11 protein-coding genes are annotated in these 13,407 nt (G+C 40.7%); 6 read left to right on the top strand and 5 right to left on the bottom strand.

The features are described from left to right. Positions 1-82 precede the first annotated feature (82 nt). The 5 genes from DTW91_RS07410 (at position 83) to DTW91_RS07390 (ending at position 5,911) form a co-directional block, all read left to right on the top strand. Positions 83-1,156, top strand: a complete 1,074-nt coding sequence (locus DTW91_RS07410) for a lactonase family protein (protein ID WP_185144755.1) — start codon at positions 83-85, stop codon at positions 1,154-1,156. A 130-nt stretch (positions 1,157-1,286) separates the two neighbouring features. Next, positions 1,287-3,524 (top strand): DUF5686 family protein, encoded by a 2,238-nt coding sequence (locus DTW91_RS07405; protein ID WP_148096884.1) that lies wholly within the window; start codon positions 1,287-1,289, stop codon positions 3,522-3,524. Between the two features lie 47 nt (positions 3,525-3,571). Then, positions 3,572-4,360, top strand: coding sequence for a 16S rRNA (adenine(1518)-N(6)/adenine(1519)-N(6))-dimethyltransferase RsmA (rsmA, locus tag DTW91_RS07400; protein WP_125202751.1), 789 nt, complete (start codon positions 3,572-3,574; stop codon positions 4,358-4,360). A 187-nt stretch (positions 4,361-4,547) separates the two neighbouring features. Continuing rightward, on the top strand, positions 4,548-5,057 hold the full coding sequence (gene idi / locus DTW91_RS07395) for an isopentenyl-diphosphate Delta-isomerase (RefSeq protein ID WP_125202750.1): 510 nt from the start codon (positions 4,548-4,550) through the stop codon (positions 5,055-5,057). A gap of 206 nt (positions 5,058-5,263) precedes the next feature. Beyond that, on the top strand, positions 5,264-5,911 hold the full coding sequence (locus DTW91_RS07390; RefSeq protein ID WP_125202749.1) for an NAD(P)H-binding protein: 648 nt from the start codon (positions 5,264-5,266) through the stop codon (positions 5,909-5,911). A 67-nt stretch (positions 5,912-5,978) separates the two neighbouring features. Here DTW91_RS07390 and galE read toward each other — a convergent pair whose 3' ends face one another. The 3 genes from galE to DTW91_RS07375 form a co-directional block, all read right to left on the bottom strand. Then, on the bottom strand, positions 5,979-6,998 hold the full coding sequence (galE, locus tag DTW91_RS07385; RefSeq protein WP_125202748.1) for a UDP-glucose 4-epimerase GalE: 1,020 nt from the start codon (positions 6,996-6,998) through the stop codon (positions 5,979-5,981). A gap of 234 nt (positions 6,999-7,232) precedes the next feature. Next, on the bottom strand, positions 7,233-7,520 hold the full coding sequence (locus DTW91_RS07380) for a hypothetical protein (protein WP_125202747.1): 288 nt from the start codon (positions 7,518-7,520) through the stop codon (positions 7,233-7,235). Positions 7,521-7,618: 98 nt separating this feature from the next. After that, the gene (locus DTW91_RS07375; RefSeq protein WP_125202746.1) at positions 7,619-8,746 is read right to left on the bottom strand and encodes a DegT/DnrJ/EryC1/StrS family aminotransferase; all 1,128 of its coding nucleotides are present in this window, start codon (positions 8,744-8,746) and stop codon (positions 7,619-7,621) included. 134 nt (positions 8,747-8,880) lie between these two features. Here DTW91_RS07375 and DTW91_RS07370 point away from each other — a divergent pair, with 134 nt between their 5' ends. Beyond that, the gene (locus tag DTW91_RS07370) at positions 8,881-10,488 is read left to right on the top strand and encodes a S8/S53 family peptidase (RefSeq protein WP_125202745.1); all 1,608 of its coding nucleotides are present in this window, start codon (positions 8,881-8,883) and stop codon (positions 10,486-10,488) included. 71 nt (positions 10,489-10,559) lie between these two features. Here the strand turns inward: DTW91_RS07370 and DTW91_RS07365 are convergent, their stop codons facing one another. Both DTW91_RS07365 and DTW91_RS07360 read right to left on the bottom strand, forming a co-directional pair. Next, positions 10,560-11,909 carry a DEAD/DEAH box helicase gene (locus tag DTW91_RS07365; RefSeq protein ID WP_125202744.1) on the bottom strand — a complete coding sequence of 450 codons (1,350 nt, stop codon included), beginning with the start codon at positions 11,907-11,909 and terminating at the stop codon, positions 10,560-10,562. A 207-nt stretch (positions 11,910-12,116) separates the two neighbouring features. Further along, entirely contained in the window at positions 12,117-13,286 is a 1,170-nt protein-coding gene (locus tag DTW91_RS07360; protein WP_125202743.1) for a sensor histidine kinase, read from the bottom strand. Between the last annotated feature and the right edge of the window lie 121 nt (positions 13,287-13,407).

The raw sequence follows: 13,407 nt of genomic DNA, 5'->3' as shown, positions 1-13,407 counted from the left end.
GCAAAATTTGAGATTTTACCCTACAAATCGTTTTAAAATCACAATGAAAATCTGGAGCACTTTATTATTTTCAATATTTCTTATGATTAATTTGTCTGCGCAAAATACGATCATCGTGGGAACTTATACCAATAGCGGCAAGTGCAGCAGCGGTGGCATATACATTTTTGACTTTGATGAAAATACGTACAAATACAATCTCAAATTTCATACAGAAAATGTCGTCAACCCTAGTTTTGTAAGCCTAAGTCCGGATAAAAAATTCCTCTTTTCGGTAAACGAAAATGGAGTTGAAAGCGCCGTGAGTTCCTTTTCTATTGAGGAATCCGATGGCAGATTAATCAAAAAAGACGAAAGAAAAACCCTGGGCGAAGATCCTGCTTTCCTGATTTCGGACGACCAGAATGTGATCTCCGCCAATTACTCCGGCGGCAGCATCAATGTTTTCAAACGATATGTTGATGGGAAATTATCCGAAGTTTTTCAGAATATCAAGTTCGAAGGCGTTGGCGTAGATCCCAAACGTCAGGAGAAGTCGCACATCCACCAAGTACAGTTTTCGCCGGATCATCAATACGTTTTGGCGACAGATCTGGGACTGGACAAGATTTACGTCTTCAAATATCATAAAACGGGCGATCCGGTTCTGGAACAAGTGGGCGAATATAACGCAAAAAAGGGTTCGGGACCGCGGCATCTTGCTTTCGCCCAGTCGGGAAAATTAGTCTATCTGGTGCAGGAACTCAGCGGCGATGTTTCCGTTTTGAGTTTTGAAGAAGGGAAAATTCGTTTGATTCAGGAAGAAACACTGCTGTCTCGGAAAGTCAGATTTCACTTCCGCGCAGCAGATATTCATCTTTCCAATAATGAGAAATTTGTTTACGTCACCAATCGGGATGAGGCAGACGATATTACGGTTTTCAAACGAAGGAAAAACGGCACCATCAAAAAAATACAGCAGATCAAAACCGTGGGCAGAAATCCAAGAAACTTCACCATCAGCCCGAACAACAAACTGGTTTTGATTGCCAATCAGGATACCAATCGCATCAATATTTTCACCAGAAATCTCAAAAATGGAATGCTCTCGGCAACGGGAAAGTCTATTCCTGTCTGCAGTCCTGCAAATGTGATCTTTTATGAAAAAGGAAAGTAATCTCGTCCTCGAAATAATATTTGCAGTGATAAACCGTTATTATATTTAATGCCAGATGACCTCGATGCCTGATAAAAAATTTATTCTCTCTTTTTTGCTGATTTTCATTACTAGTTTTTTGTTTTCCCAAGTGGAAAAGGAAAACGAAATAGAAAGCGTTGTTATTCAAGGGGTTAAGAAATATAAAAATAAGAAAGAAAACCCCGCATATGCCATTATGCGCGAAGTGTGGAAGAGAAAAAAGTCCAACGGGCTGCTTCTTCACAAAGATTACAAATATAAAACCTACGAAAAAATAGATTTCCGGCTGGATAACATCGATAGTGCTTTTACCAAAAAGAAAATTTTCCGCGGATTGGATTCTATCATTTTCAAATACAATGACTCGTCGGAAATAGCGGGCAAAGCCGTGTTGCCTCTTTTCCTGACTGAGAGCGTCTTCCAAACCTATGGCAAGAACAATCCTAAGAAAGAGCGCACCGATCTTTTAGCAACCAGGGTTTCCGGTCTGCAAAACAATCAAATCGTCACCAAGACCGTCGAAAGTATGTACAAGGATATTAATATTTATGATAATACGATTAATTATCTGAATATTGGTTTTGTAAGTCCGGTTTCTACGGATGGTTTTGGAGTCTTTGATTATAATATTACCGATACCGTGGAGGTCAATACCGTAAGAAGTTATGAGATCAGATTCACACCCAAAAATGCTGCAGCGCTCGCTCTGAAAGGCCGACTTTATATTTCTATGGACAAATATAATGTGACGAAGGTGGAAATGCAGACCAACAAAAACATCAACATCAATTTTGTAAAGAAGATATCCACAGATATTGAGTTTGACAATCCGGACGATTCCACATTTATTCCCGTTCGGAACGAAACAGTACTGCATCTGGTTCTGACGGATCGGGAGAAAGCAAAATCCGTCATTGCGAGGCGGATCGCCAATTATTCCGACTATGAATTCGATAAAGGCATATCTGACGAATTTTTGAATAAAATAGTGGTGCCTGAAGATGAATTGGTAGCGAAAGATGAGGCATATTGGCAAGCCAACCGAACCGAGGCTCTGACAGAACGAGAGCAAAACATCTATAAAATGTATGACGAATTAGCCAATAATCGGAAATACAAAGCCATTATTAAAATAGTGGAAATCGGAAACTCGGGCTACGTCCACGTGGGGCGCAGCATCGATATTGGGAATATCTTTCAGACTTTCGGATACAACGATATCGAAGGAAACAGACTGAGAGCCGGCTTCCGAACATACCGGACGCGGCACGATATGTGGCGAATCCAAGCCTATACGGCGTACGGTTTTCGCGATGATAAATGGAAATTTGGGGGCGAGGCCAAATATATGTTCAACAAAGAAAACCGCTTTATGATTGGTGCAGGATATCGAAAAGATGTGCTGCAACTCGGGGTTCAACTCACTACAGATGAGGGAATTATGACCAGATCATTTGCGTCTTCTTCCGTTCTCAATAGTGGCGAAACGACCTCAATGAGCTCTGTAAAGCAAACCAATCTATTCACCAGCATAGAACCGTGGAAAAATTTTCAAATCAGATTGGATGCTACCACACAGAATATAAAATCCGCTAATTCCAATTTCTTTAATATCGATTTTTACCGAGGCGATGTCCTGAGAACGGATTTGAACGATACCAGATTGACCACAACGATCATCGCCAGACCAGGAATGAAATTTTCCACCTACGGTGTGGACCGCTACGAAATGACAGCTTTGGCGACCAATCCTACGATTATTCTGAAATATACCAAAGGCGTTGGCGGCGTTTTCAATTCTGATTTTAATTATAACAAATTACAATTTTACTATTATCAGCCTTTTATTATCGGCAACTGGGGACGCTTGTTTACCAATCTGGAAGTTGGTAAAAACTTCGACTCGCTCCCCGTCGCTTTGCAGAATGTGCTGCCTGCCAACCAGTCTTATGGCTTGGTACGAGGGGTTTTTTCGTTGATGAATTACTACGAATTCGTGGCAGATTCTTACGCCGTTTTGTTTTTGGAGCACCATTTCAACGGAAAGATTTTGTCTCAGATTCCATTAATCAAAAAACTAAAATTGCGGGAGGTAGCTTTTTTCCGTTCAGGCGTGGGAAGTTTAAGAGACGGCAGTGTGAATATTAATGCCGGAAGTCTGAGCCTGAGCGCTCCGGAAAGACCGTATTACGAATATGGATTTGGAATAGAAAACATTGGTTGGGGAAACTTCAGATTGCTGCGATTTGATTTCAACTGGCGAGGAAATTATCTGAACCACAATACCAATTCCACTTCCGACGTTCGGAAGTTTGGCGTTCAGTTTGGATTTCAGATGAGTTTTTAGAACATTGGGACAACCGAATATAATTCTATCTTTGCAAAAAATCGGAATTGGACGTTAGAGCAAAAAAACACCTTGGTCAGCATTTTCTCACAGACCAAAACATCGCACGAAACATTGTAGATTCGCTTTCTTTGGAGGGTTACAAAAAGGTTTTGGAAGTAGGTCCGGGAATGGGCGTTCTCACGAAATTTCTTTTGGAAAAAGATGTTGAGCTCTATGTTGCGGAGATCGATAACGAGTCCATCGATTATCTTAAAAAACATTACCCGAAATTAAAGGAGCAGCACTTCGTAGGCGATTTCCTCAAGATTGATTTTCCGGCGGTTTTTGGTGGCGAAGAAGTGGCTGTGATTGGTAATTTCCCTTATAACATTTCGTCTCATATTTTGTTTAAAATCATTGATAATTTCCAGCATGTTCCCGAAATGATCGGGATGTTTCAGAAAGAAGTTGCCGAGAGAACATCCGGAATTCCACGAACTAAAGAATACGGAATTTTGTCGGTTTTGGTTCAGGCTTATTACGATGTGGAATATCTTTTCACGGTTCACGAAAATGTGTTTAATCCGCCACCAAAAGTGAAATCGGGCGTTATCCGAATGAAGCGAAATCTAAAACCAGGCTTGGCCGGAAATGAAGTTCTTTTCAAGCAAATCGTGAAAGCCGGATTTGGGCAAAGACGAAAAAAAATGAGCAATTCTCTGAAAGTTCTTGGCATTCCTGAAGCTATGAATTCGCACCGTTTTCTTGACATTCGTGCGGAAGAATTGTCTGTTGCGGATTTTATTGATTTTACGAATGAATGGAAGCAGAGTTTTGAAGTTTCGAAGTCTTAGTTAAAACCTTAACTTGAGGCAGAAAATTTCCTATTTTCACAAATCCCATAGCCCCGATTGCAACGGCATCCTTTTTTGTTTTTGATTAAATTTCGATTTTATAATAAAACGTGATGAAACAAAAAAGATATAGTGGAAAGCGGGATTAGCTCCTAAAAATTTATTTTAAAAAACCTATTTTTGTGCTATGGAAAAAGTGGTATTGGTAACTCCAAACGATGAAGTTTTGGGGCAAATGGAAAAATTGCAAGCACACCAAAATGGGCTATTGCATCGTGCATTTTCGGTGTTTCTGTTCAATGCGGAAGGCGAAATGCTTTTGCAGAAGCGAGCCCACGAAAAATACCACTCGCCAAACCAATGGACCAATGCCTGCTGCTCGCATCCAAGACTTGACGAATCTTATTTGGAAGCTGCGAAACGACGCATCAAGGAAGAGTTGGGAATCGATTGTGAGCTGACCGAGAAATTCCATTTTATTTACAAAGCGGACGTCGGAGACGGGCTTTGGGAGCACGAGTTGGACTATGTTTTCACGGGCGATTTTTCCGGATCATTTAATTTGAATTCTGATGAAGTTTCTGAAATACGATATATTTCTATTGAAGATTTGCAAAAGGAAATTGCTGAGAATCCTAATGATTTTACGGAATGGTTCAAGATTATTTGGGCGGAATACCGCAATAAGCTGAGTTAAAAACTAACCAAAATGACACAAAAGAACATTATCATTTTTTGGAGTTTTGAAAATCTTAAATTAAAATTAAAATTAAAGTTTTTGTGACTTTTGTGGTTTCAGAAGCAAAGTTTACAACAGATGAATGTCTCCGCTTTTCTGATTTTTTTTAATTACAAAACTTAATGCCGGAAATTTTGCTTAACTTTATTATCAATCTTTGAATTATGAAAGCTTTGGTAATTGGTGCAACGGGTGCGACGGGAAAAGATCTTGTGAATCAGCTTTCGCAAGATCCTGAGTTTGAGCAAATCGATATTTTTGTAAGAAGGCATTCAGACTTTCATCATAATAAAGTCCACGAACACTTGGTAGACTTTGACCATCCCGAAGATTGGAAACATCTGGTAAGGGGCGATGTGGCATTTGCCTGCCTCGGAACGACCTTAAAATCTGCCGGCAGCAAAGACAATCAATGGAAAATCGACTACGATTATCAATATAATTTTGCCAAAGCAGCGAAGGAAAACGGGGTGGAAGATTTCGTTTTGGTCTCGGCTTACGGCGCAAGTCCAAATTCAAAAATTTTTTATTCCCGAATGAAGGGCGAGCTGGAAGAAGCGATCAAGAATCTGAAATTCGAGAAAACAAGCATCTTCAAGCCTGGAATGTTGGAACGCAAAAACTCAGATAGAGGCAGCGAGGTTCTGGGACTGAAAATTCTTAAGTTCATCAATAAACTGGGACTTTTGAAAAGTCAGCAACCTTTACCAACTGAGGTTTTGGCTAAAGCGATGATTAATGCGTCGAAAATCAAATCCAAAGGTTTTTCTGAAATTAAACTGCACAGTATTTTCAGTTTTGCCGAGAAATGAAGAATCGATCACAATTGAATAGGATTGTCCCTATCTTTAACAAATCGTCCTTTCGGGACTTCGGCTATTATTGGGATTTTTCGTTCAGATATTTTTGCCATTCCCAAGTCGTTTTCAAGGCCTCTTCCAAAGAGGTTTCGGATTTCCAGCCGAGTTCTCTTTCTGCTTTATCGGCGTTGGCATAAGCGATCGTGATATCTCCTTCGCGTCTCGGGCAAATTTGGTACGGCACCTTTACGCCTGTGGCCAATTCAAAAGCTTTTACGACTTCCAAAACAGACGATCCTTTTCCTGTCCCCAGATTATAAATATCCAAAACGGTTTCTTCTTCAGAGTTCATCAACTTTTTGAGCGCCGCAACGTGTGCTTTTGCGAGATCTACCACGTAGATGTAATCTCGAATGGCCGTGCCATCTTCTGTGGGATAATCATCGCCCCAAATGTTCAATTTTTCTCTAATTCCTGCTGCCGTCTGCGTGACGTACGGAACGAGATTATTAGGAATCCCGGCCGGTAGTTCTCCTAACAGTGCCGTGGGATGGGCGCCGATGGGGTTGAAATATCTAAGTAAAGAAACTTTTTTCTGGTATGCTCTGGAGAAATCCTTCAGGATGTCTTCGCCCATTTGTTTGGTTTTTCCGTAGGACGATTCGGCTTCTTTGAGAGGTGTATTTTCATCAATCGGCATCTGGTCTGCCTGCCCGTAAACTGTGCAAGAGGAGCTGAAAATAAAATTGGAAATTTCTCTTTTTCTGAATTCCTGAAGCACATTGATCAAAGAAAAAAGGTTGTTTTCGTAATAATCCAAGGGCTTTAGCATACTCTCTCCCACTGCTTTGGAAGCGGCAAAATGGATGCATCCGCTGATGATATGCGCCTCAAAAACTTGGCTTAATAATTCCTTTCTTTTGAGATCGAACGGATAAAAAATCGGACGCTTGCCGGTAATTTCTTCAATATTATTTAGGATAAATTTTTCTGAATTTGAAAGATCATCTACAATGACGACTTCAAAATTATTATTGATGAGTTCTACAACGGTGTGCGACCCGATGTAGCCGAGACCGCCTGTTACGAGTATGGACATAGTTTTTTTCTTTTTTTACTTTGTCGAAGTTATTTTTACAAAGTTATTTTCAGGTTAAGTCTTTATCTGCAATTTTTGCTCGGTTTTGTTGTTGTAAAATTGCACCTTGACACTCTGCAAAGTTATAAATGTTTTTATACAGATTTTGCGAGTTTAATAACAAAAAGAGAGGATAAATGTTTTCCTCTCTTCAATATTGTACTAAAAAATATCTTACGAACGTTAAGAAATTCATTAATTACTTTTGGTTTCGTAGATGGTTTTGTCGAGCTCCCTGTCTTGTTTTGCCACGGCTGCTCTTTCTTTTGGAGTCACTTGTCCGTCGGAGACTGCTGCTCTTTTGGCTTGTTTTACGTCTTTAGATTCTTGGTGAATGGTTGCAGCTTCGGTTTTATTAATTTCTCCGGATTTTACGCCTTGTGCTACTCTGTGTCTTTCACCCACTTGATTTCTGTTTTCGGCTCTTTGTGCAAAACTAAACGCTGAGGTTAATAATGCCGCTACTATTACTAAATTTTTCATAATATTATTTTTTATGGTTTGTATGAGGTATGATTAGTTAAATGATCAAAAGTTAAATCAAGTACCTTACTGCAACCACTATGCCATTTTAAAAAACCTTAGGAAGTGATAAACTCCAAAACGCCTTCTGTAATATACTTCATCTGCTCCTCATCCAGTTCTGTATGCATCGGCAGAGAAATTACTTCGTCCAATAATTTATCAGTATTCACAAAATTTTTAGGATCACTTTCCTGATAATAGGCTTTTTGCTTTCGGAGTGCCACAGGATAGTAGATCATCGCCGGGATTTCTTTTTCGGCCAGATATTTTTGTAATTCGTTGCGTTTTCCGTTGGTAATTCTCAAAGTATATTGATGAAAAACGTGTGTGGAATAGTCGGCTCTTTTTGGCGTGAGGATATTTTCGTTTCCGGCAAAAGCGTCGTCGTAATAATCTGCTGCTTTTCGTCTGGCTTCGTTATAAGAATCGAGGTTGGGCAGTTTCTTCCTCAAAACCGCCGCCTGAATGCTGTCCAATCTGGAATTGACTCCCACCTCATCGTGGTAATAACGCTCGTACATGCCGTGGTTTACAATACCTCTCAGTCTGTGAGCAAGCTGATCATCATCAGTAAAAATGGCTCCTCCATCGCCGTAGCAACCGAGATTTTTGGATGGGAAAAAAGATGTGGTTCCAATAGTTCCCATCGTGCCGGATTTTTTTGAGGTGCCGTCGGAGAAGTGAAAATCAGCCCCAATGGCCTGCGCATTATCCTCGATCACATAGAGATGATGTTCTTTTGCGATTTTCAGAATTTCTTCCATATTCGCGCATTGACCAAACAGATGCACGGGGATGATCGCTTTAGTTTTGGGTGTAATGGCTTTTTTAATGGCTTCGGTACTGATGGTAAAGGTGTCGTAATCTACATCTACCAAAACGGATTTCAATTTTAGCAAATGGATCACTTCTACCGTTGCAGCAAAAGTAAAATCTGCGGTAATGACTTCATCGTCGGGTTGCAAATCCAACGCCATCAGGGCAATCTGCAGCGCATCGGTTCCGTTGGCACATGGGACAACGTATTTTACGTTCAAATACTGTTGCAAATCTGCCTGGAAAGAGTGGACTTCCGGTCCGTTGATAAATGCTGCCGAATCCATCACATTCAAAACCGCATGATCCACTTCGCTTTTTATTTTGTAGTATTGGCTTTGTAGATCAACCATCTGGATTTTCTTCATATTCAAAAATTTATTGTTAAAAAACTTTAAAATCGGTTTTCAAAAATTTTTGAACCCTCGATTTCAAATGCAAAAACATTATTTTGTAAATTTACATTTATTTATGAGTTTAAAAAAATCCAAATTACCAAAACGTGAGAAAAATCTTTACAATTTTAACCCTTAGTTTTTCGCTGATAGTTGCGGCTCAGACCGAATTGGTTTTCGTTTTCTTCAAAGATAAACCCAACAAAGCAGCGTTCTTTTCTAATCCTCTATCGGAGCTTACCCAGAAATCTCTTGACCGGAGAACGCGCCTCGGCATCGCTCTTACGGATCAGGACGCTCCCATCGAACCCGCTTATATTTCTAATATTCAGAACCTCGGGTTCACAGTGACAGATTATTCCAAATGGCTGAATGGCGTTGCCGTGAATGCTACACCGGCTCAAATCCAAATTCTATCGCAACAGAGCTACGTAGATCATGTGGAAAGTTTTGTAAGAAATCCAAATGGCGGCAAAAGAGCTCAAAAGATCGAAAAATTCAAGGAATTTGATGAGGAATTTTCGAATCGTGAACCTATGAATGATTTCAATTATGGAAATAGTCTGGCTCAGATTGAGCAAATTAATCTCCGCCAATTGCATATTGCAGGTTTTGCGGGCAGCGGAATATCCATTGCAGTCATCGATACTGGTTTCCCTTATGTGGATACTGGCAGTGCCTTTAGGCGGATACGCACGAAGAGCCGTATCAAAGATACCTACAACTTTGTTTCGAAACATACAGATGTTTACAGTACATCGCTCAATTCCCACGGCGCAATGTGCCTGGGAATCATTGGCGGATATATCGACGGAACTTTTGTGGGCTCGGCTCCCAACGCCGACTTTTATCTTTATGCCTCGGAAAATGATGATGTAGAAATCCCCGAGGAGCAACTTTATTGGATAGAAGCAGCAGAACAGGCCGACAGAAAAGGCGTAGACATCATCTCCACTTCTTTGGGTTATACAGAATTTGATGACAGCCGATATGATTATACTTATGCTGATATGAACGGCGCTACTACCTTCATCTCCAGAGGCGCACAAATAGCGTCTGAGAAAGGAATTTTTGTTTTGATTGCAGCCGGAAACGAAGGTCAGAGCAGTTGGCATTATATTTCTGCACCTGCAGATGCGCCGGGCGTATTTACCATTGGCGCGGTGACCTCCAGTGGCGCTTCATCGGGGTTTTCGTCGTATGGACCTAACTCTGCGGGTGTGATAAAACCGGACGCCGCCGCAAGAGGAACCAATACGTATTATGCCTACAACAATTCTTCTGGATACGGTAGCGGCACTTCATTCGCAACGCCATTGGCAGCCGGAGGCGTGGCTTGTTTTATGCAGTCGCTACCCAATACGACTTCTATCAACCAACTGAAACAAAAGCTGAGACAGGATGCTTCCCTGTATCCAAATCCCAATAACCAGCAGGGATACGGCATCCTCAACTTCTACAAAACGTATCAAACGCTTACGGTAAACGACGGCCGGAGGATCCGGGTAAAAATCTATCCGAATCCGGCGAAAGATTTTATAAATATTTCGACCGGCCAGCGCATTACATCAGTCGAAATCTATGATTTCTTGGGAAGATTAATTAAAAGTGACAGTGAAAGCAAGCTTAATATCTCAGATCTTGCAAAAGGTAGTTATCTCATCAAAATAAAAGCGGGAAATCAGGAAACAGTTGAACAATTTATAAAGGATTAAAAATCAGATTTTAAAATCAAATTTTACCGGACAATTAGTTTAATTTCAGAAGCAAAACCGGCAAGCAAAATTTACTTCTTTCTCTTGGCAATGGACTTTTGCTTTTGCTGAGCTCTGTTCGCGCCGAATTTCTTCGGTGCTTTTCTTTTGCTCGGCCCGCCCATATTGACTTTTTTGTTTTTGTCCTTTTTCTCGTGAAATGCAGAGTCGCCTTCGTTGAGTTTGGCAGTTGTCAAGAATTTCATTTTCACTTCTTCTTGTTCCGATGCGATTTTTACTTTTGAAATTGTAACTGCTTCCGGAAACTCGGTTTTTTGGATTTCTCTGTCCATCAAAAGCTCGATATCCAGAAGCCGAGCTTCTTCTTTTTTGGTGAAAAAGCTGATCGCAATCCCATCTTTGTCTGCCCTACCCGTTCTGCCAATTCTGTGAATATATTGCTCCGGAACTTCCGGAATCTCGAAGTTGAAAACGTGCGAAACGTCCGGAATATCCAGACCTCGCGCCATTATATCTGTGGTGATAACGCCTCGCAATTTTTCATTGGTGAAGTCCTGCATTACTCTCAACCTGAAATTCTGAGATTTGTTCGAATGGATGACACCAAATTGATCCGGAAATTCTACATTCAGTTTTTCAAAAATTAAGTCGGCGTGTTTTTTATTATTTGCGAAAATTAGAATTTTTTCAAGGTCTGTTTCCGTTTTAAGGAGATGAATTAACAAATTCAGTTTGGTATTGAAATTCTCAACCGGAACTGCAGATTGTGCAATCTTTTCCAACGGCGTTCCAGATCTTGCGAGCGAAATCTCGATTGGGCTGGCGAAATATTCGTTCAGTAAAGCATCTACTGCATCGGTCATAGTCGCAGAAAAAAGAATGTTTTGTCTTTTCTCTTTCATCATTTCGAAAATGTGCGTCAGCTGAGGACGGAAACCGAGATTGAGCATTTCATCAAATTCATCGATGATCAGTTTGTTTACTTCTTTCAGAGAAATCGCATTGTCAATTGCCAAGTCCATTACCCGGCCCGGCGTTCCCACCAAGATGTCGCATCCGTCATTGAACAATAATTTCTGCGTGTTGATGTTTTTCCCACCATAAATTCCGATGACTCTTGCGGTCAGATTCTCTGTCATTTTTGCGATCACTTCCGTTACCTGAACCACCAATTCTCTGGTTGGCACCAAAACCAACACTGTGGGATTGCCGCTCTTGTTGTATTTCCAGGTTTTCAGCACGGGAAGCGTGTAGGCCAAAGTTTTACCGGTTCCTGTTTGGGCAATTCCCATCACGTCGCGCCCGGAAAGTATCGGTCCAAAACTTTTTTCTTGAATCGGCGTGGGTTCGAAAAGGTTGAGATCGGCCAATACATCCAGAATCTTTTCCGGTAAATCGAAGTCTGCAAAAGTGGTTTTCATCTGAATTTAATTATTTTTTTAAGGTCTGATGGTGCATCCATAATGTTCTGGTTATATGATACAAACATTTGGAATCTGGATGGTTCATTTGGGAAAATTTATTTAAGTATAGGCTGGGAAAATTGAAATTTAATTTGAGTTTCGGCTCATTTTCCGGTTTCAATCGGCAAAGATAAGGATTTTGAAATCAAGATGAATTTGGAACGATTACCCTTTCTGTTTCTCCCTCAAAACAATCCTGAAAGTTGTTCCTTTCCCCACTTCAGAACTGGCAATTTTCACTTCGCCTTTGTGATATTCAGTGATAACCCTCTTGGTCAATGAAAGTCCCAATCCCCACCCGCGTTTTTTGGTGGAAAATCCTGGTTTGAAGGCATTTCGGACTTGCTGCTTGGTCATTCCGCTTCCGGTATCGGTGACATCAATATAGACATTTCTGTTTTTCTTGTAAAGCGCCAACTCCAGTTTTCCTTCGCCTTTCATCGCATCTACCGCGTTTTTTATTAAGTTTTCAATCACCCAACTCATAAGGATCCTGCTGTGCGGAATCAGAACCGGCTCGTAGGTTTTTTTCAAAGTGAAGACGACTTTGGTAGAAATTCTGGATTTCAAATAATCAAAATTCTGTTGCACGGTTTCATTAATATCGAGGTCGTTGAGTTCCGGCACAGAGCCGATTTTTGAGAATCTTTCGGAGATGGTTTTCAGCCGATCCACATCTTTCTCAAGTTCTTTGACGCCGAGCCCGTTTTCGTCTTCCAGCTTCATCATCTCGACCCAGCCAATCATCGATGACAACGGCGTCCCGATCTGATGCGCTGTTTCCTTGGCCAAACCTGCCCAGAGAAAACCTTCGTCGGTTTTTTTCAAAGTTCTAAGGAACCAGAAAGAAAAAATCAAATAAGCACCGATGAACAACGCGATGACATAAGGATAAAATCGAAAATAATTGAGCAAATCCGAGTTGTCGTAATAGATATATTGCTTCTGCCCCGACGGCAACTCTACCACAAAAGGCTCATAGGAATTTTCCATTTTCGCGATGAAACTTTTCAGTTTTGCAGGATCCTGTTCTATATGTGCGGGAACGTTGGCTTGGAAAACCGGGGTCTTATTTTCGTCGGTTACGATAATCGGGATGTTCGTATTGTCTTGCATCACAGCCAGATACAACTCCTGAATCCTGGGATCGGCGGAGATTTCGTCGTCGGTGTAGACTTTGAGAGCGGTGGCAATCAGTTCTACTTTTTTGATTTCCTGTTTTCGTAATTGATCGATCAAAATGAAAGACGAGATTGCAATCCCAAAAACGATAGCCGTGAGTATAAAATATACCACCCAACTGTTGATCCTTTTCAGAAAATTGAAACCTTTCATTATTGCTTATAAAACGGCAATTTAGGAATTTATTATATTATAAAATTAGAACTTGGATTTTAGACTTTGTTTTAAATCAGAAATCAAGATTAATTTAGATATTTGTAATTCAATAAATAAA

Origin of the sequence: Chryseobacterium sp. SC28 (assembly GCF_003932955.1) — a bacterium.
Taxonomy (GTDB): Bacteria; Bacteroidota; Bacteroidia; order Flavobacteriales; family Weeksellaceae; genus Epilithonimonas.
Note: the sequence above shows the minus strand (reverse complement) of the source record. Positions and strands in the feature narration are given on the sequence as shown.